20 protein-coding genes, 1 other RNA gene and 1 pseudogene are annotated in these 23215 nt (G+C 31.7%); 15 read left to right on the top strand and 7 right to left on the bottom strand.

The features are described 5' to 3' along the window. Positions 1-42 precede the first annotated feature (42 nt). Complete coding sequence (galE, locus tag AC2D6V_RS01080) at positions 43-1077, bottom strand: UDP-glucose 4-epimerase GalE (protein WP_484646190.1); 1035 nt, start codon at positions 1075-1077, stop codon at positions 43-45. A gap of 24 nt (positions 1078-1101) precedes the next feature. Continuing rightward, a complete protein-coding gene (locus AC2D6V_RS01075) occupies positions 1102-2748 on the bottom strand; it encodes a sodium/sugar symporter (protein ID WP_484646189.1) in 1647 nt (548 codons plus the stop codon). Positions 2749-2894: 146 nt separating this feature from the next. On the opposite strand from AC2D6V_RS01075, the gene AC2D6V_RS01070 reads away from it, so the two are divergent. From AC2D6V_RS01070 to AC2D6V_RS01055, 4 genes are read left to right on the top strand one after another with little or no spacing between them, the layout of a single operon-like run. Then, a complete protein-coding gene (locus AC2D6V_RS01070; RefSeq protein WP_484646188.1) occupies positions 2895-3887 on the top strand; it encodes a GntR family transcriptional regulator in 993 nt (330 codons plus the stop codon). 9 nt (positions 3888-3896) lie between these two features. After that, positions 3897-4781, top strand: a complete 885-nt coding sequence (locus AC2D6V_RS01065; RefSeq protein ID WP_484646187.1) for an aldose epimerase family protein — start codon at positions 3897-3899, stop codon at positions 4779-4781. 19 nt (positions 4782-4800) lie between these two features. Next, positions 4801-5949: a galactokinase gene (galK, locus tag AC2D6V_RS01060; RefSeq protein WP_484646186.1), complete on the top strand. Its 1149-nt coding sequence runs from the start codon at positions 4801-4803 to the stop codon at positions 5947-5949. Positions 5950-5971: 22 nt separating this feature from the next. Then, positions 5972-6994 (top strand): UDP-glucose--hexose-1-phosphate uridylyltransferase, encoded by a 1023-nt coding sequence (locus AC2D6V_RS01055; protein ID WP_484646185.1) that lies wholly within the window; start codon positions 5972-5974, stop codon positions 6992-6994. A 196-nt stretch (positions 6995-7190) separates the two neighbouring features. On the opposite strand, the gene AC2D6V_RS01050 is transcribed toward AC2D6V_RS01055, so the two are convergent. Further along, positions 7191-7859 (bottom strand): IS6 family transposase, encoded by a 669-nt coding sequence (locus AC2D6V_RS01050; RefSeq protein WP_484646184.1) that lies wholly within the window; start codon positions 7857-7859, stop codon positions 7191-7193. A 64-nt stretch (positions 7860-7923) separates the two neighbouring features. Here AC2D6V_RS01050 and AC2D6V_RS01045 point away from each other — a divergent pair. Continuing rightward, positions 7924-8580, top strand: a pseudogene (locus AC2D6V_RS01045) (AMP-binding enzyme); the annotation flags it as partial. Between the two features lie 1155 nt (positions 8581-9735). Beyond that, positions 9736-10107, top strand: a complete 372-nt coding sequence (locus AC2D6V_RS01040; protein WP_484646183.1) for a BfmA/BtgA family mobilization protein — start codon at positions 9736-9738, stop codon at positions 10105-10107. Between the two features lie 401 nt (positions 10108-10508). Here AC2D6V_RS01040 and AC2D6V_RS01035 read toward each other — a convergent pair whose 3' ends face one another. Beyond that, complete coding sequence (locus tag AC2D6V_RS01035) at positions 10509-11759, bottom strand: site-specific integrase (protein ID WP_484646182.1); 1251 nt, start codon at positions 11757-11759, stop codon at positions 10509-10511. 247 nt (positions 11760-12006) lie between these two features. Next, positions 12007-12401, bottom strand: a transfer-messenger RNA (tmRNA) gene (gene ssrA / locus AC2D6V_RS01030). A gap of 271 nt (positions 12402-12672) precedes the next feature. Between ssrA and AC2D6V_RS01025 the strand changes: the two genes are divergently transcribed. The 4 genes from AC2D6V_RS01025 to AC2D6V_RS01010 all read left to right on the top strand — a co-directional run bounded on the left by AC2D6V_RS01025 (position 12673) and on the right by AC2D6V_RS01010 (position 15867). Further along, positions 12673-13878: an NAD(P)-dependent oxidoreductase gene (locus AC2D6V_RS01025; protein ID WP_484647497.1), complete on the top strand. Its 1206-nt coding sequence runs from the start codon at positions 12673-12675 to the stop codon at positions 13876-13878. A gap of 74 nt (positions 13879-13952) precedes the next feature. After that, the gene (locus tag AC2D6V_RS01020; RefSeq protein WP_484646181.1) at positions 13953-14471 is read left to right on the top strand and encodes a hypothetical protein; all 519 of its coding nucleotides are present in this window, start codon (positions 13953-13955) and stop codon (positions 14469-14471) included. 204 nt (positions 14472-14675) lie between these two features. After that, entirely contained in the window at positions 14676-15413 is a 738-nt protein-coding gene (locus AC2D6V_RS01015) for a slipin family protein (protein WP_484646180.1), read from the top strand. Between the two features lie 76 nt (positions 15414-15489). After that, positions 15490-15867 (top strand): DUF1801 domain-containing protein, encoded by a 378-nt coding sequence (locus AC2D6V_RS01010; protein WP_484646179.1) that lies wholly within the window; start codon positions 15490-15492, stop codon positions 15865-15867. Here the strand turns inward: AC2D6V_RS01010 and AC2D6V_RS01005 are convergent. Further along, positions 15864-16715, bottom strand: a complete 852-nt coding sequence (locus AC2D6V_RS01005; protein ID WP_484646178.1) for a hypothetical protein — start codon at positions 16713-16715, stop codon at positions 15864-15866. The two genes, AC2D6V_RS01010 and AC2D6V_RS01005, sit on opposite strands and share 4 nt — an antisense overlap. Before the next feature lie 22 nt (positions 16716-16737). Next, entirely contained in the window at positions 16738-17556 is an 819-nt protein-coding gene (kdsA, locus tag AC2D6V_RS01000) for a 3-deoxy-8-phosphooctulonate synthase (protein WP_484646177.1), read from the bottom strand. A 410-nt stretch (positions 17557-17966) separates the two neighbouring features. Here kdsA and typA point away from each other — a divergent pair, with 410 nt between their 5' ends. From typA to AC2D6V_RS00975, 5 genes are all read left to right on the top strand, one after another. Further along, positions 17967-19766, top strand: a complete 1800-nt coding sequence (gene typA, locus AC2D6V_RS00995) for a translational GTPase TypA (RefSeq protein WP_484646176.1) — start codon at positions 17967-17969, stop codon at positions 19764-19766. A gap of 70 nt (positions 19767-19836) precedes the next feature. Continuing rightward, the gene (locus AC2D6V_RS00990) at positions 19837-20076 is read left to right on the top strand and encodes a uroporphyrinogen decarboxylase (protein WP_484646175.1); all 240 of its coding nucleotides are present in this window, start codon (positions 19837-19839) and stop codon (positions 20074-20076) included. A gap of 158 nt (positions 20077-20234) precedes the next feature. Next, complete coding sequence (locus AC2D6V_RS00985) at positions 20235-21539, top strand: O-antigen translocase (protein ID WP_484646174.1); 1305 nt, start codon at positions 20235-20237, stop codon at positions 21537-21539. Positions 21540-21625: 86 nt separating this feature from the next. Beyond that, complete coding sequence (locus tag AC2D6V_RS00980; protein ID WP_484646173.1) at positions 21626-21829, top strand: hypothetical protein; 204 nt, start codon at positions 21626-21628, stop codon at positions 21827-21829. Next, on the top strand, positions 21798-23204 hold the full coding sequence (locus AC2D6V_RS00975; protein WP_484646172.1) for a class I SAM-dependent methyltransferase: 1407 nt from the start codon (positions 21798-21800) through the stop codon (positions 23202-23204). The genes AC2D6V_RS00980 and AC2D6V_RS00975 overlap by 32 nt, the downstream gene beginning before the upstream one ends. The last annotated feature ends 11 nt before the right edge of the window (positions 23205-23215 follow it).

Raw genomic sequence — 23215 nt, 5'->3', positions numbered from 1 at the left:
GAACCATTTTAAAAGTGTAGTACAACATTGAATCAAAATAAATTATTTAGTTTCATTTCTAAGATTTTGTTCCCAAGTCCAGGATGAACTTATCATTTCATCGAGTTCTTTATCGGCAGTCCAACCTAATTTTTCCTTGGCAAGATTTGTAGAAGCATAAAGCTGAGGCACATCTCCATCTCTTCTTTCTACAATTTCAAAATTGAGTTTACAATTAGTTACAGATTCAAAAGTGTTTATAACGTCTAATACAGAATACCCATCGCCAGTACCAAGGTTGAAAAACTCCAAAGGTGTTTCTTGCTCATTTTTAAGCAATCGTTTTACTGCAATAACATGTGCTTTTGCTAAATCTACGACATGAATGTAATCTCGTATTGGTGTTCCATCTTTAGTTGGATAGTCATTGCCGTAAACCATTAATTTTTCACGAATACCAGCAGCGGTTTGAGTTATATATGGCATCAAATTGTTTGGTATACCGTTTGGCAGTTCCCCAATTTCTCCTGATTCATGAGCACCAATAGGGTTAAAATACCTCAATGAAATTGCAGAGAATTCCTTATTAGATTTTGTAAAATCATCTAAGATTTCTTCGGCAACTTTTTTCGTGTTTCCGTAAGGTGAAAAAGGGCGCTGGGTTTCATTTTTTTCAGTAATAGGTAAAATATTTGGTGTTCCATATACTGTTGCAGAAGAAGAAAATATGAAGTTGTTTATACCATTATCGCTTTGTGATTCTAAAGTATTTAATAACGAATAGAAATTATTTTTATAATATTTAAGTGGTTGTTGTACAGACTCACCTACAGCTTTGTGAGCTGCAAAATGTATAACAGCACTTGCATCTTTATATTCATTAAAGACCTTGCTTGTTAATATTGAATCTTTTAAATCAATCTTTAAAAACTTTGGAGTTACGCCTGTTATTTTTTTTATGCGCTCTAGAGTTTTTTCAGTTGAATTTGAAAGGTCATCTAGAATAATAACTTCAAAATTATTTTCAATTAATTCTATAACTGTATGTGATCCAATGTACCCACAACCTCCTGTTACTATTATTTTATTTTTTTTCATTATTTTTAAATTATAGAAAAATATTTACCAGAATAAAGCATATAATACGGCAAGTATAATCATTACAGCAAATGAACCAATATTGAATAGTGGTGTAGTTTTAAATAACTTTTTAGACAAAGGAATACCTTTTTCATCATCAGCACCTTTATTTTGCGAATAACTCACAAGAATTATAACACCCATTGTTAAAAGTGCTGTTAATCCCATTTGATGCATCCATGGCTCTAAAACAGGAATTGGTAAGTACTTTAATAATAATGCTATAGGAATAGATAATAGTGCTCCCCAAATAGCTGCTTTATTGGTTGTTTTCTTCCAAAATAATCCAAGGATAAAAACCGCTAAGATACCAGGACTTACAATTCCAGTATATTCTTGTATAAATTGAAAGGCTTGATCTATACCTCCTAAAAGAGGAGCCATAATAACGGCAATAATTAATGCCACAGCAGCAGAAATACGACCAACATTTACAGTTGTTTTATCATCAGCATTTTTATTAATGTATTGCTTATAAATATCCATTGTGAATATTGTAGATGTCGAGTTTAACATAGATGCTAACGAACTTACAATAGCAGCAGCTAAAGCCGCAAATGCTACGCCTTTAAGTCCCGTAGGTAAAAATTGTAATAACCAAGGATAGGCTTTATCTGCTTGATCAGTTGAAGGTATATTTAATTGTCCCGCTTCTCCTAAACCAGCCATAATTGAAGGATCATTTACCATAACATAAGCCGCTATACCTGGAACCACAACAATTAATGGAATAACTAACTTTAAAAAGGCTGCTAATAAAATCCCTTTTTGAGATTCTTTTAACGATTTAGCCGCTAGAGTTCTTTGAATGATGTATTGGTTAAAGCCCCAATAATAAATATTAGCTACCCATAAACCACCTATTAATACCCACACACCAGGTAAATCTAAATAATTACTGTTTGCGCTCCCATCACCATTAAATTCTTCTAATACCATATGGAATTTGTCTGGTGCAGCTTCCCATACTTTAGAAAATCCAACAAGAACACCTTCCCCGCCAGAAACAGTGTTTAAGGCTAAGTATGTGGTAATTAAACCACCGAACACTAAAAATATAACTTGTATAACATCGGTCCAGGCTACTGCCGATAATCCACCATACAATGAGTAAGCAGCAGCAAATAAAGCCAATCCTATTATAGCATACATCATATCTATACCCATAATAGTTTCAATGGCTAACCCTCCTAAATATAATACCGAGGCCAGATTAACAAAAATGTAAAGGGCGATCCAAAAAACGGCCAATATTGTTTTCAGGTTTGTAGAAAATCGTTTTTCAACAAACTCCGGAATAGTGTAAAGCCCTTTTTCTATAAAAATAGGCAAGAAATACTTACCTACAATTATCAATGTTAAAGCTGCCATCCATTCATAAGATGCTATGGCAATACCTAGAGCAAAACCAGATCCTGACATACCAATAAATTGTTCTGCCGATATATTTGCTGCAATTAAAGATGTGCCTATAGCCCACCATGGTAAAGATTTACTTGCCAAAAAATAATCTTCGGCATTTTTTTGATGCCCTTTCTTATCACGAGAAACCCAAAGTCCTACGCCTAAAATTAGAATAGCGTAAGCAATAAAGACTATATAGTCCCACATTTCAAATCCTGCAGTCATAGTAAAAAAAGTTTAGTTTGCTTTGTGTTTAAGGGCCAAATATAAAAATTAAATTTTAGAAAAAGGTGTTTATTGAGCAAAAAAACACTACTAGTAGGGTCTAGTATGTTTTTAAAAGAATTTTTATATATTTGTAATCAATTATTATGATAAAAATTAAAAAGAAAATAGGGCTACCTAAATACAAGCAAATTATTAAATCGATAGAAGATTTAATAATTTCTGGTGTTTTAAAAAAGGGAGATCAAATCCCCTCAATTAACAAAATTAAAAACGATCACAAGCTTTCCAGAGATACTGTATTAATGGCTTTTAACGAATTAAAAAACAGAGGTATTATAGAATCTGTAGTGGGTAAAGGCTATTATATTTCAAGTGAAAACGTAAATGTAACTCAAAAAGTATTTTTGCTTTTTGATGAACTTAACTCATTTAAAGAAGATTTATACAACTCTTTTTTAGAAAGCATGGGAGATAATGTTCAAGTTGATATTTATTTTCATCATTTCAATAAAAACATATTCAGCAAATTAATTCATGACAATATAGGAGCATATAATTACTATGTAATAATGCCTGCAAATTTGAGTAACACAAATGTAGACATACAAAAGTTGCCTAGTGGCAAAGTTTACATTTTAGACCAAATTCATAAAGATTTATCTCAATACCCAGCCGTATATCAAAATTTTGAAAAAGCATTGTATGACAATCTCAACAAAGCACTTCATTTAATAGGAAAATACAAAAAACTAGTTTTAATTTTTCCTGAAGACAAACAACCTCAAGGCATCCTTAAAGGGTTTACTTTATTTTGTGAAGAACATAAGCTCCAATTTGAAGTTATAAACGCTTTTCAAAATAAGGATTTAGAAAAAGGCGAATTATATATTATGCCAGATGATAAAATCTTGTTAAGAGTTATTAAAAAAATGAAACAAGACAACTTAGCCCTGTCAAAAGATATTGGAGTCATATCATATAATGACACCTTACTTAAAGAAATAGTAGAAGGAGGTATTACTACTATTTCAACAGATTTTAACAGCATGGGTAAGCGCTTAGCTGAAATGATTTTGAATAAAGAAACACTTCAAATTGAAAACCCGAATAATTTAATAATTAGAAACTCTTTATAATTTACCTGAATGTTTAAGATTAATCAAAACAAAGATTTAAATTTTTTAGAAATAGAAAATATTAAAAAAAAACTGTATGCTAAAATTTTTTTAAATGATGGGGCGAGTTTGCAAGAGTTAAGGTTAAACGGACATACTATAATTGAAGATTTAACCCCTTTAAAGTACAGCACCTCATATGCTTCTTCTATTCTATTTCCTTTTGCAAACAGAATAAAAGATGGAACCTATACATTTGAAAATGTAGCTTATCAATTTGAAAAAAATCAGAAAGATGAAAACAATGCTTTACATGGCTTAGTTTACAATAAAACGTTCCAAGTAATAAAAAAAGTAATTTATAGAGATTTTGCTTCGATTAAGTTAGAATACAATGAAACCAATAAATCAATTGGCTTTCCTTACACGTATAAAATTCAATTAGAATATGTCTTTTTAGATACAGATTTTAGTCTGAATGTTTCAGTAAAAAATACAGACTCAAAAGTATTTCCTTTTACAATTGGATGGCATCCTTATTTTTTAAGTGATGATTTATATAACAGTTTCCTAGGTTTTATTAGCTCACAAAAACTAATTATTGGAGACAGAAATATTACAACCGGAATTGTAACTATAGAACCAACAAGTACATTCGAAATTAAGGATAAACAATTAGATGATTGTTGGATATTAGACTCAAAAAATGTTGAATTTTATACACCAAAATACAAATTATTGATGTCATCTTCATCAGAAAACAACTTCTTACAACTCTATACACCTCCTAAATCTAATACCATAGCTATTGAACCTACTACAGGGGTATCAGATAGTTTTAACAACAACATAGGGTTACAAACTTTAGATGCACAAGACACTTTCACTATTTCTTGGAATTTAAAAATAACATAATAGCTAAACACGAACTAAAATGAGTGCTCAATTAATTAATGATGTAGCAGAAACATTTATAAAAACATTTAAAACAGAACCGCTTGTAATTTTCTCACCAGGAAGAATTAACATTATTGGCGAACATACTGATTATAATGATGGGTTTGTATTTCCAGCAGCAGTAGATAAAGGTATAGTAGCTGCTATTCAAAAAGCAGACACAAGTGTCTCCACTGCATATGCTTTAGATATGGATAGTAAAATTGAATTTACTTTAGATAAGTTAAAACCTTCGGTTGAAGGAAGCTGGGAAAACTATGTGTTTGGAGTTATCGCTGAAATTCAAAATCGAAATAAAGTGATTGGAAACTTCAATATAGTTTTTAAAGGAAATATCCCTGGGGGCGCAGGTATGTCATCATCAGCTGCTTTAGAAAACAGCGTAGTTTTTGGTTTAAATGAGCTTTTCAAATTAGGACTTACAAAACACGAAATGATATTAATTTCGCAAAAAGCCGAACACAATTATGTAGGCGTTAAATGTGGCATTATGGATCAGTATGCCAGCATGTTTGGTATAAAAAATAATGCACTATTCTTAGATTGCAGAACCATAGAATCTAAACCTTATGAAATAGATTTTAAAGATCATCAATTAATGCTCATTAACACCAATGTTAAACATAGCTTATCTGATAGCGCCTATAATGATAGACGTTCAGCCTGTGAAAGTATTTCAGAATTATTAGGTATAAAAGCGCTAAGAGACGCTACTATAATAGATTTAGAAACTATAAAAAATGAAGTTACGCCCGAAAATTATCAAAAAGCACTGTACATTATTCAAGAAAACAACAGGGTTATTATGGCTTCAAAGGCTATTGAAGACAACGATTTAAAAACACTAGGAGCCTTACTATTTCAATCGCATAACGGATTACAACATCAATATAAAGTAAGCTGCGATGAATTAGATTTTTTAGTAGGTCTAGCCAAATCTAATGACAATGTGCTAGGAGCAAGAATGATGGGTGGCGGTTTTGGTGGTTGCACAATCAATTTAGTTTCGAAAAGTGAAGCAAAAGCATTTGCTGAATTTGCGTCGGATGCTTACAAAAACATATTTAATAAAGCATGTTCTATTTACTTTATAGAACTTTCTGAAGGGACACACTTAATAAAATAATTAGCAATAAGAGAATTTAAAAATGAATACCAATTTACAAGATTACTCACATAAACGCTTAAATATACTTACAGGTGAATGGGTTTTAGTATCACCACACCGTGCAAAAAGACCATGGCAAGGACAGAACGAGGATGTTTCAAATGAAGTAAGACCAACTTACGATGAAACATGTTACTTATGTGCAGGAAACACAAGAATAAATGGGGAAATAAACCCTAAGTATGAGGATGTTTTTGTGTTTACTAACGATTTTGCTGCACTTCAAAACGATTCTCCAAACTTCACTGTAAATGATGGTTTGCTAAATGCACAAAGTGAAACGGGTATTTGTAAAGTAATATGCTTTAGTCCAGATCATTCTAAAAGTTTGGCAGATATGAGCCCATCTGAAATTCAGAAAGTGGTTTTTGCATGGCAAAGAGAATACAAAGAATTGAGAAGCAATGATGCCATTAATTATGTTCAAATATTTGAAAACAAAGGAGCCGTTATGGGTTGTAGTAATCCGCACCCACATGGTCAAATTTGGAGCCAGTCTACATTGCCTAATGAAGTAGATAAAAAGAACACACAGCAATTAAATTATTACAATAATAACGGTAGCAGCTTATTAGGAGATTATTTAGCACAAGAATTAGAAAAGCAAGAACGTGTCATTTTCGAAAATGATGGCTTTGTGGTTTTAGTGCCTTTTTGGGCTGTATGGCCATTTGAAGCAATGATAGTTCCTAAAAGACAGCAGTCAAGTATTTTAGATTTATCCGAACAGGAAGTTTTGCAGTATGCCGAAGCTATAGCAGTTATTACTAAAGCTTACGATAAATTATTTCATACTTCCTTCCCATATTCAAGTGGAATTCATCAAGCACCAACCGATGGAGGTGATAATAACCACTGGCATTGGCACATGAGCTTTTATCCACCATTATTGCGTAGTGCAACCGTTAAAAAATTTATGGTAGGCTACGAAATGTTTGGATCTCCCCAAAGAGATATTACGGCTGAAATAGTAACTCAGAAACTGAAAAAATCAATTTCTTAAATTAATTCAAAAAAAAGACAAATACTAACTATACTATAATAACATCAATTATGAATTTTTGAATTAAATTTATTTTGTATTATATAAAATGAAGAATATTGAACAACTATTTATTGTGGTTTTTAGGGTTCTGTCGCATTAATTGGTTCTGTCGCATTAATTATATAGAGGTGTATTTTTAAAAGAGAATCGGGTTTCAAGAAGCTAGAGCGCAAAAAGTTTTAAACGTTGAAGATTTGGGTTTCAAGATTTGATCCTTTCTAATCATATTTATTATTTCTATTCCTGCTAGTGTTCTTTGTGCTGATTCAAATTCTTTAAACCCAGTTGAAATTGCTATTCTTCTTTTAATGCTCCGATGGTCTTGCTCTATAATATTGTTCAAGTATTTGACTCGTCTAATCTTTATCTTTTTTCTAGTGAAGCTTCTTTTATTCCAAGTCTTTATTCCAGCTGTATTAGCACCGCTTTTATCTATGTTTATGATTCTAGGTTTACCATTGTTTCTAATAGCTTTATTCAAGAATTTCTGAGCAGAACCTTTCATTCTTCTTTTAGTTAGTAGGAAGTCTATAGTATTTCCTTGTTTGTCAACAGCTCTATATAAGAACCTGTCTTTACCAGAGACTTTAACATAAGTTTCATCTAACCTCCAACTATTAGTTACTTGCTTTTTACGCTGATTCATATTGTACTCAATCTCTTTAGAGAACTTAAAGACCCATCGTTCTATGGTAGAATGATCAACTTTAATACCTCTAATGGCTAAAAGCTCTTCAACATCACGATAGCTCAGAGTGAATCTTAGTTTGAAATAGACAGCTTGTTTGATTATAATAGGAGGGTAGCGATGGTGTTTGTACATTGAGTAGGTTTTTTTATTTCAAAAATAAGTATAATTGAAAAGAAGGAATTAATGCGACAGAACCACAAAGCCAACCTATGCAACCCTTCCTTTTATTGGTATTCAACCAGCATTAATAGATGAACAAGGAGAAGAAATAAAAGGCAATCAAGTAGATGGACGATTATGTATAAAATTCCCATGGCCTAGTATGGCTAGAACCATTTGGGGAAATCACCAGCGTTATAAGGACACTTATTTCTCAGCTTTTGAAAATAAATATTTTACAGGCGATGGAGCATTAAGAGATGAAGTTGGCTACTACAGAATCACGGGTAGGGTGGATGATGTTATCATCGTTTCCGGGCATAACTTGGGAACCGCACCTATAGAAGATGCTGTCAATGAGCATCCAGCAGTGGCAGAATCCGCTATTGTTGGTTTCCCGCATGACGTAAAAGGAAACGCACTTTATGGTTATGTTATTTTAAAAGATACAGGGGAAAGCAGAGACCATACTAATCTTAGAAAAGAGATTAATCAAATTATAACGGAGCATATTGGCCCTATCGCCAAATTGGATAAAATTCAGTTTACTGAAGGTTTACCTAAAACACGATCTGGAAAAATTATGAGACGTATTTTACGTAAAATAGCTCATAAGGACACCAGTAATTTGGGAGATACAAGTACATTGTTGAATCCAGAAGTTGTTCAGGATATTATGGATAACGTATTGTAAAAAGAAGTTTTAATATTTATGTTTTGATGAGTTGCCAAGAAAGCGATATTCTATTTTAGAACTGCAAGTAAAATCAATAAGTTTCAAACCTTTGAGGCAATTGTGATTCATGGTGAAGTAACCCCTAATTTACCTTTTTGTATAAACTTAAGCATTTTTAACATAATGTGGGCAGGGTTCGAACCTGTTTTTTAAATGACTGATATTCAAAAAGTTAATGTGTGCTTAACAAATATAGTCACCAATTAACGCACCTTTTTGTATTTTAAAATTTAAATGGACTTAAAATGAATGCAATTGCATTCAAAATTTAAATATAGTTGATGTACTTATAAATATTTTTCTAATGCGTATTCATGTTTTTACTCAATTGAAATATTACTCAATTTGAATTAGAAATGTATAAGAATTATTTAGCAGTTTAATCTCTTAACTAATAGTTCATTTTTTTATTGCAAGTCCAATCGCAGAAAAAGCGACAGAGTTCGCCTAGTAAAAAGATCACCCCCAACCTTTTTTACACAAAGTTTAAAATTCTGCCCGAGACAAACTGCATAACCGTTCGCTCACTCACTTTTATAAGTTCTTACTCGTTCACAATTTTAGTATCGGTTACCGAAAAGGTAACGGCGATAGCACTATGGGAAGTAAGTGAATGAAATTGAAATGTATGCTAATCTGTATCATTTTACTACAAATAAACTTGGTAATTATTAAGGCGCATAGAATTCAATATCAAAAGAAAAGGAAAACGCTCAAGATATAATAAGTATGTGATTTTAAAAGGAAAAGTATATCAAACTACATCAAATAGAACCATCTAAAATGAATATGAAAATTAGTTTATTTAAATGATTGTCAGTTGTTTGTAAATAATTAACTTCACTTTATTACTAAAAAAATAATGGTGTTCAAAGTACCTCAAATAGCTTTTCAATAATGATTGAAAAGTATTAAGATCCTGAAAATGAAATGAAGGAATCGTATAGCAAGAGGGTAACCCGCTCCGCGAGGTTACGAATATTTTTATTTTCACAAATAATTGATAATCAGTTTGTTAAGAACAAAGCAATAACTAAAAATAAACAAAAGGACTTGGTTTTTTACTAAAAAACGACGCCAGCCCTTTAAAATCAATAAATTTTTTACTAAAAAATGGATAAAGGATATGAAAAACAACCGTTTGAGACCTTAAAAATTAAGGCTCCCGTGGCTAAAAAATTTAGACGTTTTTGCAGAGCCATGTCTGGATCTCAATCCATGACCTTATTGCTGATGATTGAATTTTTTGAACACAATGGCATTTCCCCAAAAGAATCCATCGGCCCACAAATGCAAACACTGGAGAGCCTCATAAAAAAAAGAATCAATGGGGTGATTGCCATCATGAAAGACATTGAAAAGAATCAAACCAAACCTACTGTAGCCATGATGCAATCTTTATTTCAAGAAGCCGAGCCTAAAAAGAAACCCTTGCTTTTAGAAAAAGAAGCCAAAAAAAAGAAGCCATCACTTCTTAAAAAATAATAAAGGATCAAATCTATGTATATCAGTATTTCAGCACAATCATTAGGCTGACACTTTACCCAAAGTGTTTCTGACTTTGTGGACTATTTGGAGAAGGAAAATCATTTGAGGAACCCTTAAACTACTCTAATATACTGCTAATTATTAGCCTTTTTTAGTAAAAAAAAATGAAAAAAACTGGAATATTGAAAATGAAATCATGGGGTTACAAAAAGGTATTAATGTTGACAAAAACAAAAAAAGAGAACAATAAAAAAAAATTTAAAACGTTAAGTTTGTTAACCTTTTATTTTGTTTAAAGTTGTTTTAAAAAAGGGACCACCACTTGTCCAAAGCTTGTCCACTACTTGTCCAGAGGTTGTCCAAAATTTGGTACACCTACTTATAAAATGAATTAAAATTTATGAATCTTTAGAATTTGTTTCTTTGCTTCTGTTTTGTTTTTCTAATTTCTCTTCAAGTAGATTCATATCATCACTAACTTTACGATCGACTATTTTTGCATAATGCTGAGTGGTTCTCAACGATTTATGACCAAGCATTTTACTAACGGTTTCAATTGGTACACCATTAGTTAAAGTAACAGTAGTTGCAAAAGTATGACGCGCCAAGTGTGTGGTTAACGGTTTGGTTATACCACAGAGCATTGCTATCTCTTTTAAATAGGCATTAGATTTCTGATTACTAAACACAGGTATTAAACGCTCACTTTTTATGACTTTTGGATCGTAGGCATAACGATTTAAAACCTCCTTCGGTATGGGTAACAAAGGGATACTACTTCGAGTATTCGTTTTGGTACGCTTAATATTTATCCACTGTTTGCCATCAATGCCAATAGTGATATCAGATTTGGATAGTTTCTCAACATCAGAATAGGCGAGACCTGTATAGCATGAAAACACAAACATATCCCTTACCACTTTCAACCTATCGAAATGTAATTCTTTCGAGTAGAGTGTATCTATTTCTTCAGCAGTTAAATATTCACGCTCAACGGCTTCAAATTGTACTTTGTAATTATAAAAAGGATCTCGATCCATCCATTGATTTGCTAAAGCAATGCGAATTATCTTTTTAAAATTATTAATATATTTTAGTGCTGAATTATGATTGCAATTCCTAACTGTTTTTAAGAATAATTCAAACTTCTTGATAAAATCATAGTCTATATCTTGAAACCTAAAATCCTCTTCCTTGAATACTTCATTTATAAATTGTTTGACATGGCTATAACACGTCCAGTATCTTTTAGCTGTGCTTTTGGATATATCTTTATCAATTAGTAAGTCAACTTCTTCATTATGTTTTTTAAACTCTTTTAAGACTAATTTTTTTGGTTTTCCACCGGAATTAAACTCTTGCATGATTCTCGAAGAAGTTATGTATTCTTCATCGTCTTTGAGTCTTTGATGTATCTTATTGAGTTTAGAGGTAATCATATCCATATAGGTATTCAGCATATCCGCATCTGAATTTCTTCCCATAACTCGTGAGGAACGTTTGTTCCATTTATCTTCATCAATCTTTCTATTGATACTCATGTCAGAACGCTTGCCATTGGCTGTGATTCTTAAATATATATCACATTTATTACTCTTTTTACTTCTACTTTTTCGGATGAAAAAAGTACTGCTAAAACGATCTTCCATAAGGCTACTATTAAATTGCACACTAAATGTACACAAATAAGTAATAATAAACAAATCATGAAAGACATCAAATGTCTGAAATACAGTTAATTATATTCAATTGGTGTGCAATTTTTAAGAGAGACCTAAGGTCGCCGAATTGCGCACTTTTTAGATGGTTTAGTGTGCAATTATATGATATCATATAAAATTAAAAACCCTGTAAATCATACGATTACAGGGTTTTTGGTGAGTTTTGATACTCAATAAGTGGAGTCGGAGAGAATCGAACTCTCGTCCAAACAAGCAATCAAAGAGCTTTCTACACGTTTATTCTTTTCTTGAGTTTTCGATTATAAGCTAGTTAAAGACAACCCACTTATAACTTATCTTCTTTAGTTTCAAAAGGGCAACAAAGCACTGCCCAATCTATATTGACATTTACGATGCCTCAAAATGGAACGCCGTCAATCAAGGCTTTCCAGAGACATAAAGCTTGTACACCTTGTGTACCTAGGCCAATCCTACTATAATTCGGATTATGCAGCTAAAGCGTAGTTATTCTCGCCGTTTAAAATTTGGTCTAGCCTTTTACGTGTTTCAATGCCATTACACGACGTGCTTACCGTTCAATTAATCTCGCTGTCAAAACCAGTCGACCCCTTTTATAATAAAATAGTAATTTTTGTCACTTCGAGTGATTTTTATTTAAAAATCGTATCGAGAAGTGGGCGTTACCTGAAAAAAGGTCGGGCTCTCGGCAGTCGCTTCCCGATGAAAAAATCGGGAGAGCTTCAACAATGCCTCCATCCCTAACGCGGACAGCAAAGTTATCAAAAAACTTTGTTTACCACTTCAAATCTAGTACATTTAGTTCAAAATTTATACCAATGTTTAATTATAAATAAACAAATCAACATCTTAACGAATGAATATCAAATTTGCCATCATAAAAGAACGCAAAAATCCACCAGATAGACGCGTTGTATTCTCACCAACTAAATTAGCCGAAGCTAAAAAACAATTTCCTGAAGGTGTTTTTAAAGTAGAATCATCAGATATTCGCGTTTTTCCAGACAATGAATATAAAAAAGAAGGATTCGAAGTTACTACCGATGTGAGTGATTGCGATGTTATGATTGGGGTAAAAGAAGTCCCAATCGATGCTTTAATTCCCAATAAAAAATACTTTTTCTTTTCACATACCATCAAAAAGCAACCTTATAATCGGAAATTATTAAAAGCTATTTTAGAAAAAAACATAGAACTTTACGACCATGAAACCATCGTAAACCAAAAAGGGTTCCGATTAATAGGTTTCGGAAGATATGCAGGTATCGTAGGTGCTTACAACGGATTTAGAGCATGGGGATTAAAATATAATGCTTGGGATTTACCAAAAGCAGGTCCATTGCCAAATCAAGCTGCTTTAATTAATGAACTTCAAAAAATAATATTACCAAATATTAAAATACTTTTAACAGGTAGTGGTAAAGTATCAAAAGGCTCACAAGAAATGTTAGATGCTATGGCAATTAAAAGTGTTTCAGTTCAAGATTATTTAAATAATACTTTTAATGAACCCGTATATTGCAAAATAGATGTACTAGATTACAACAAGCGTAAGGATGGAAGGACTATCAATAATTTAGATTTTTTCAATAACCCACAAGATTATGAGTCCGATTTTATGCGTTTCGCCAAAGTAACCGATTATTATATTGCAGGTCATTTTTATGGCGATGGAGCTCCTTATTTATATACACGTGAGGATGTAAAATCGGCAGAATTTAATATTAAATTAGTGGCTGATATTAGTTGCGATGTCGATGGGCCTGTGGCAACTACATTGCGAGCCTCAACAATAGCAGACCCAATTTATGGATACGACCCACAAACCGGAACTGAAATAGATTACAACGATGACAAGGCCATTGTGGTAATGGCTGTAGATAATTTGCCCTGCGAACTCCCGCAAGATGCCAGTGAAGGTTTTGGCGACATGTTTTTACAGCATGTTATTCCAGCTTTTTTTAATAAGGATAAAGATGGTGTTCTCAATCGTGCACAAATTACTAAAAACGGAAAGTTAACAGAACACTTTTCTTATTTACAAGATTATGTTGATGAGAAAGAGTAGAGCAAATTATAAATGTTTGAATGTCGAATAAATATATTATCTTTCGTCGATTAACTAAAAAAATCACTAGTATTATGAAAATTATGTATTCTGTTATTTGCTTAGCTTTATTAGTTGTTGGCTGCAAGGAAGCACCAAAAGAAGATAATTCGGCTAACGAATTATTCAAGAAAAATTCTGAAACAGCTTTAAAATCAATTTCAGATTGGGAAAATGAAACACTCGATTATTCTATTTTTGCTGAAAATGCAGTTGGTTTAAATACGTTTTTTGGAGCAGAAGTAGATACTGTAATGGTTCAGAGTGAAGAGTCAAAAGCAATGGATAAGCAGTTTTTAGCTAGATATGATTTTAAATTTTTATCTACTCCAGTGCAACTTTTACCAGGGGTTAATCCAGACACAAAATTACCAGATGGTTCGGTACGTTATTATGGTGTTTGGGAAGTCACATTACCTGCCACCGATTCTACCGAGGCTAAATCCGGAAAAATTAAAACGTATAATTCTTTAGATTTTGACGAGAATGGAAAAATTGTATATTCTCAAGGATATGGCGATTATTCAGGTTTAATGAATTATTTAAATGAATAATTCTTAACCCAAAAATAAATTTATAAAAACCACCTTAAATATTTAAGGTGGTTTTTTAGTTTTATTCCTTAGTTAACCGAAGATAATAAATTTGTCTGAATATCCAGTTTTCAAGACTTAAAATTATACTTAAAGTATTTTCATTTTACATTAAAATTCGCTATCTTATAGAGTTATCTATATAGTATTAATTTAAAAGAATGAATGATGAATCCTATGTTATTATTTACGGTTTTTGTTATCGTATTCTTGCTTTCTGGAATACGAGTAGTTTATGAGTATAAACGTGCTTTAAAGTTTAGGTTTGGTAAATATATTAAAACATTACAGCCTGGATTTAGATGGATTATTCCTGTTATAGAGACCATTCAGGTTGTTGATATTCGTGTCATTACTATTAACGTCGTCTCTCAAGAGGTTATGACTGAAGACAATGTACCTTGTAGCATTGACGGTGTCGTGTTTTTTAAGATTGAAAATCCAGAAAAGGCAGTTCTGGAAGTAGAGGAATATACTTTTGCAATAACGCAATTAGCTCAAGCCGCACTGCGCGATGTTTGTGGTAAAGTAGAGTTAGATACTATTTTGTCTAAACGTGAAGAAATGGGTAAAAACATTAAAAATATTGTTGAAATTGAAACCGTGGAATGGGGCGTTAATATTATTGATGTTAAAATAAAAGACATTCAATTACCTGAAAATATGAAACGTATGATGGCCAATCAAGCTGAGGCAGAACGCTCTAGACGAGCACGTATTATTTTGGCTTTGGCGGAAGAGCAAGCAGCAGGTAAATTATTAGAGGCAGGTAAATTAATAGATCAATCTCCATCAGCAATAAAATTAAGGTTGTATCAAACTCTATCTAATATTGCTGCAGAAAAGAACTCAACGATTTTATTTCCGTTTCCAGAAGAGGTATTACCCAAAAATAAAAATTAGTAAATAATCTATTTTTTAAATTTACAAAAAAGAACCCATCATAGATTTTTGTTAAGTTTGAAATTAAATAGTTTGAGTGAAACCAGTAGACGAATATTTCATAAACCAAAAAGAGCCTAATCAATCCATTATGTTATATGTGCGTAGTGTGATTTTAAATACACTTACAGAGGCAGAAGAACGATTCAGTTATGAAATTCCGTTTTATAATATTGGAAAGAAACCGATGGTTTATTTGAATATTTTAAAGGGGAAAGATTATGTGGATGTCGCTTTTGTGCAAGGTATTTTACTTGAGAACGATTTCCCAATTTTAAAAAATGATAATAAAAGAAAACAGGTACGTTCTATCCAGTTAAAGTCTATTGAAGATTTAGATCATGACAATTTTATCGAGTTATTACATGCTGCTTCAGAATTACTAAAGAAGAGTAAGAAAGCTTGGTTTGTTTAAATTCTAAATATACCACCAAACGAAATAACACGCTGTAAATAAAAGAAATGTTGCGATGCACTTTCTGCAGTATTACTGGTAGTTCTAATATCTGGCATATTAATATAACCTCCTTTTAAATCTAGCTGCATAAAAAAGTGTTTAAAAAAAGTAAAGTTTAAGCCCGCATTAAGCGAAACACCATAACCCGCCAAATGAAATTCATCATATCTTTCTTTTTGAAGTAGTGTAGTGTTTGTTTGGGGGTATAGGATACCAGCACCAAAACCTTCGGTAATATTCAATTGAAATTTATCTGTGTTCTGTAAGTTAAATATTGAAGAAATGTCATCATAACGAGCTATTTCAGCATATATGTAATTTAAGCCATTCGTATGCTCAAACAAAAGAAACTCTTCCGAAACAAGAAATTCTTCATTATTATATGTTCCATTATATTGACTCCCTAACTCGTCGCTTGGTAAATTAATAGAGCCATCAATAATTTTATTTCTATTTTCGTTCATCACATATTTCATGTGGTCAACACCAATTGAAATTAAGTAGTTGTCAGAAATAAAATATCCCACTTTTGTGTTAGTTTGAGGAATTGTAACCCTAGTAGGATTAATATAATCAATATGCCAACCTTTTGGTTTATCGTATGCGGTCACATCTTTAATCGTAAAATTGTAATCTTCACCTTTAAAATGAATATCAGATCTAGAGAATGATTCCCTGTTACCACCCCAGCTTATAAAGAACTTTCCCTTATTTGAGGAAGTGTATCTTTTTGGAATGGAATCCTGAGCAATTAGTTTAATTGAAAACAATAAAATTGCTATACCAGTTACTGGTTTTAATATCATGTGCAAGATATAAAGTGAAATGTTAGAGGCTGTTTACCGTTTTTCTAATGGCAACAAGGTTGGTTAAAAGGCTTTCTAAATGATTTAGATGTAGCATATTGGCGCCATCACTTTTAGCATTGGCAGGATTAAAATGCGTTTCAATAAACAAGCCATCTACATTATTTACAATGCCAGCTCTCGCAATGGTTTCAATCATATCTGGACGGCCACCTGTAACACCACTAGATTGGTTAGGCTGTTGTAATGAATGGGTTACATCTAAAACTGTTGGAGCAAATTCACGCATAGTGGGGATACCTCGAAAATCTACAATCATGTCTTGGTAACCAAACATAGTACCTCTATCGGTTATCCAAGCATTATCGTTACCAGCATCTTTCACTTTTTGTACGGCATGTTTCATGGCTTCTGGACTCATGAATTGCCCTTTTTTCAAGTTAACAACTTTGCCAGTTTGGGCAGCTGCAACAACTAAGTCGGTTTGACGAACTAAAAAAGCTGGAATTTGTAAAACATCTACATATTCAGCAGCTAAGGATGCATCTGAAACTTCGTGAATATCTGTAACCGTAGGAACATCAAATGTTTCTGAAATTTTTTTAAGAATTTTTAAAGCCTTTTCATTGCCTATACCTGTAAAACTATCAATCCTACTTCTATTAGCTTTCTTAAAACTTCCTTTAAATACATAAGGGATTTCCAATTTATGAGTAATAGAAACTACTTTTTCAGCAATTCGGAGCGCCATGTCTTCACTTTCAATAGCACAGGGCCCACATAGTAAAAAGAAATTGTTAGAATTTAGGTGTTTTAACTTAGGAACATTATCAAGGTTCATTCGCTTTAATTTAAGCGGCAAAGATAATCATTTTAAATACTTTTTTTAAAGCTGTATTTAATTAGATATAATGTTAAAATACAATTGAACATTATAATTAAACCAATTCCAGATATGAAGAACAAAGTTGATTTTTTAATTAATATTACATCTGAAGAACGCGATAAATATTTGATAATTGCAAAATTTATTAATAGTGTTATTGTAATTCCTAATAGAAGGTAAGCCGTGCTTGAAAATTTTGACTGATGATTAATGATTTTCATGATGCAATGTTTTGTTCTAAAACGGTAATATTTATGGCTTAGTGTTCTAGTTTTAAATTATAACATATAATTAACTAAATATCAAAATATAATGTTTAAAATGTTAAAATATAGCGTACATTTGCACGCTTAAAATGAGGCATTATGGCTAGTATTAAAAACATTGCAATCATTGCACACGTAGATCACGGTAAGACAACTTTGGTTGACAAAATTATGTATCACTGTCAGTTATTTCGTGAGAATGAAAATACTGGGGATTTAATCCTTGACAATAATGACTTAGAAAGAGAAAGAGGTATTACTATTACTTCTAAAAATGTGTCTGTAATTTATAAAGACACAAAAATAAATATTATAGATACACCTGGTCACGCCGATTTTGGAGGAGAAGTAGAGCGTGTTCTTAATATGGCAGATGGTGTACTATTGTTAGTAGATGCTTTTGAAGGTCCTATGCCACAAACTCGTTTTGTATTACAAAAAGCAATAGATTTAGGATTGAAGCCATGCGTAGTAATTAATAAAGTTGATAAAGAAAACTGTACTCCAGATGAGGTGCATGAGAAGGTTTTTGATTTAATGTTTGAATTAGGTGCTGAAGAGTGGCAACTAGATTTCCCAACGGTTTATGGCTCAGCTAAAAACAATTGGATGAGTGATGATTGGCAAAATGAAACTGAAAATATTGAGCCTTTGCTAGATATGGTTATCGATCATATTCCGTCACCAAAAATTTCTGAAGGAACAACTCAAATGTTAATAACATCTTTAGATTTTTCATCTTTTACAGGAAGAATAGCTATTGGTCGTTTAACAAGAGGGGAACTAAATGTAGGACAGAATATTTCTTTGGTAAAAAGAGATAAAACTGTAGTAAAATCTAAAATAAAAGAACTTCATGTATTTGAAGGTCTAGGACGCTTAAAAGTTGAAAGTGTACAAACAGGAGATATTTGTGCTATTGTTGGTCTTGAAGGTTTTGAAATTGGCGATACAGTTGCCGATTGGGAAGCTCCTGAGGGCTTAAAGACAATTACTATTGACGAGCCAACAATGAGTATGCTATTTACAATAAACGATTCTCCATTTTTTGGAAAAGATGGTAAGTATGTAACTTCTCGTCATATAAAAGATCGTTTAAGTAAAGAATTAGAGAAAAATTTAGCGCTAAGAGTTGAAGATACAGATAGTGCCGACAAGTTTATAGTATTCGGCCGCGGTGTATTGCATTTGTCAGTGTTAATAGAAACAATGCGTCGTGAAGGTTACGAACTTCAAATCGGGCAACCACAAGTTATTATTAAAGAAATTGATGGTGTAAAATGTGAACCTGTTGAAGAAATGACGATAGATTTACCAGAGGAGGTTTCAGGTAAAGCTATAGAAATGGTTTCTTTGCGTAAAGGTGAGATGCTTAGTATGGAGGCCAAAGGAGATCGTATGGTATGTCAGTTTATGGTACCATCAAGAGGTATTATAGGCTTAAGAAATCAGTTACTTACGGCTACTGCAGGAGAAGCTATTATGGCGCATCGATTTAAAGAATACCAACCATTAAAGGGCGGTATACCAGAGAGGCAAAATGGTAGTTTAGTGTCTATGGAAAAAGGACAAGCCATTCCTTATTCAATTGATAAATTACAAGATAGAGGTAAGTTTTTTGTGGATCCAGGTGAAGATATTTATGAAGGTCAGGTTATTGGAGAAAATTCACGGGGTGACGATATGACTGTTAACGTAACAAAAACTAAAAAACTGAGTAATGTACGTTCTTCAGGAGCGGACGATAAGGCTAAAATTGTTCCTGCTATTAAATTTTCTTTGGAAGAAGCTTTAGAATATATTCAAAAAGACGAGTATGTTGAGGTAACTCCAAATCACCTACGCTTGAGAAAAGTATTTTTAACTGAAGTTGAGCGTAAGCGAAATAAAGCATTATAAAATTATTGATATAGCAGAGATTAAAGAGAAATTCGAATAGAGTTTCTCTTTTTTTTGTTATTATTGAAATATGGATTTATTTGGAATTACTGGAATAGAATATATTGGTTACTTAGCTTCCTTAATGGTTTTAATTTCATTTACCATGAAAAACATTAAAGGTCTGCGATTAATAAATATGACAGGGTGTATTTTGTTTGTTATATATGGTTTTTTAATGCCAACATTAAGGATTGGATTGCCAATTATTATAGCTAATGCGGCTATTTTTACTGTCAATGGATATTATCTAATAAAAAAAAATAGGTAATCCATATTATAATCGATTTCTTCCGATTCGTATAATTTACCCAGACAAACCTAAATCATTTTGTATCTTTGGTTCATTCTTAAAAGAGAAATAATTAATAAGCACGCTACACTTGATTTTACGACCATATATCTCTAATAAAAGGTAATTTATATTAATTGAAGAAATTATTAGAATACATAAATAGTAAAGTTTTAATTAAAATTGCATCTTTAAAAACAGCTTCCGTTTTTACAAAGATTATAGCTGGCATTTTAACTTCTAAAGCTATAGCCATTTTTATTGGAGCAGAAGGTCTAGCTCTAATTGGGAATTTACGAAATTTTGTTAGTGCTGTTCAAACTATATCTATTTTAGGTTTTTATAATGGTGCTGTAAAATATATCGCAACTTTTAAAGATGATACCGTTAGGCTAAGTAGAACAATTTCTACAATTTTTTATGTCGGTTTTATAGCAACTATTTTATTCTCACTATTATGTTATTTTAATGCAGAGCAAATTAATAATCTCATTTTTCCGTTTTATAGTAATTATGCGTACGTTATAAAGATTTTTGCTATTGTATTACCTTTTTATGCATTGAATATGTTTTCATTTTCCATAATGAATGGATTTTCAAAGTATAAAATATTAATTGTAATAAATATTATTGGTCAGATTTTAGGGTTGTCTATAACCCTACTTCTTATTTATCAAAGAAAAATTGAAGGTGCTTTAATATCTGTCGTAATAGCAGAGTCGTTAATCTTTTTAATAACGCTCGTTGGTATAATTCATAGGCGCAGTTTAATAGGTCTTATTCAATTAAAAAGAGTCAATTTTAATACTTTAAAGAAATTGAGTTCATATTCAACTATGACCTTGTTTTCTGCCATATTATTGCCCGTTGTAACTATTGCGATACGCTCATATATTATTGAGCATGTTAGCTATAAAGACGCGGGATTTTGGGAGGCTATGACTAGAATTTCGAAGTATTATTTAATGCTTGTTAATACCTTAATGGCATTATATATTTTACCAAGATTCTCAGAAATTGATAATCCAAAAGAATTCAGAAAAGAGGTTTTTGGTTTTTATAAAACAATAATACCAATTTTTGCAATAGGGTTGTTAGTTATATATTTATTGAAATCATTCATAGTTACTGCAGTTTTTTCAGAAGAGTTTAAGCCAGTTGAAGAGTTGTTTCTATGGCAGCTGTTAGGTGATTTTTTTAAGGTTATATCCGTAGTTATTGCTTATCAGTTTTTAGCAAAAAAGATGTTTTGGCATTATATTGTGACTGAAGCATTTTTAGTAATTATCACTTACGTAACAAGTATTTACTTTATAAAAATCTTCGGAGTAGAGGGTGCAGTAATTGGTCATTTGGTAAGTTATGTTATGTATTTTGGGGTTATATTGCTTATATTCGGAAGTTCACTTTTTGGTGTGGATAGCAAGAACACTGAAAGCTAGATAATGATATGTTCACCTCTTTTTAATGTTAATTATAAGAGGTAAAGACCTCATAATTTACCTATTTTTGTTTAAAAATTAGATTCATGCAATTTCTTTATTTCGATCCTGGATTAGGGGCAATGATAATCCAAGCAATAGTAGCAGCAGTAGCGGGGGTATTATTATTTTCAAAAAATGTATTGTACAAATTAAAATTATTCTTTGGTTTAGTAAAAGAGGAAGATATGTTTGATGATATAGATATATCCGATATCGATGAAGAAAATAAGAATGATAGCAACCAATAAACATATTCATTCAGCTTCATTTAGAGACCCTTCTGGGTATGTTTATTTAGAAAATGGCAAAGTTAAACGTCGTATCAACCCTATTTATTTTAAACAATATACGGCGTTAAAAGAGAAAAATATTTTTCAAAAATTATTTTCTGCTGAGTTATTAATTAAGCATAAAGAACTTTCTAAAAGTGATGCTGAGATAATAATACAGCCCGAACAAATACCATTTATTACTTATCCTTATGAATGGTCGTTCATGCAGTATAAAGAGGCAGCTTTGCTAACACTTAAGATTCAAAAATTCTGCTTAGAAAACGATTTTTCTCTTAAGGATGCATCTGCATTTAATGTTGCATTTCACTTAGGAAAAGCTGTTTTTATTGATTCATTGTCATTTGATTTTTATTCAAAAAATGAACCTTGGAGGGCATTTAAACAATTTATAACTCACTTTTTGGGACCTTTAACTTTAGCTCATTACCACGGAGCTCAATCTTTAAAATTAATGAGTAATTTTATTGATGGAATTCCTACAGGTATGTTGTCTTCAATGTTGCCATTTAAGACTAAGTTTAATCCTTTTTTGTATTCTAACATACACCTATTGGCAAAGTTTGAAGATAAACATAATGATAATTATAAGGGCAGTGTAAAAGTATCTAAACTGTCAAAAAGAGGACAAATTAACATTATAACTAGTTTATACAATTATATAAAGAAGCTTGAGATTAAGGAGACGAGTGAGTGGGGTGATTATTATAGTAATACAAATTATTCCGATAGTTCTTTTTTACAGAAATCAAAACTTGTTGATAAATGGGTTGCGTCTTTAAAAGCTAATACGCTCATAGATGTTGGAGGCAATGATGGTACTTTTGTTCGAAAAATAAATCATGTATTAGAACAAGCACTTGTATGCGACATAGATAATATTGCGGTTGATATAAATTATTTAAATATTAAAAAAGAAAATTCTTCTTTTATTACTCCGTTTGTATTGGATATTTTTAACCCTACTCCAGCGATAGGTTTTAATAATAAGGAGCGACAATCTTTTATACAACGTATTCAAGAATTCAAACCCGATATCACCATGGTTTTAGCCGTTATACATCATATGTCACTCTCTGGGAATATTCCATTTCAAATGTCGGCAAAGTTTTTTGCTTCTTTTTCCAAGTATTTAATAATAGAATTCCCCAAAAGAGGTGATTCATGGGTGGTAAGGTTGTTGAATACAAAAGGTGAATTCAAAGAGCATTTTAATTTTTATAATATTGAAAATTTTGAAAAATGTTATAGTAACTATTTTGATGTAATTGAGAAAGAACCTATTAAAGGTTCTGAAAGAATGATGTATTTACTAAAGCTCAGGAATGTTTAATCGTTTTAGAA

It is taken from the genome of Algibacter sp. YIN40, from assembly GCF_057219435.1.
The sequence above is the reverse complement of the archived record's forward strand: the minus strand, read 5'-3'. Positions and strand labels throughout refer to the sequence as shown.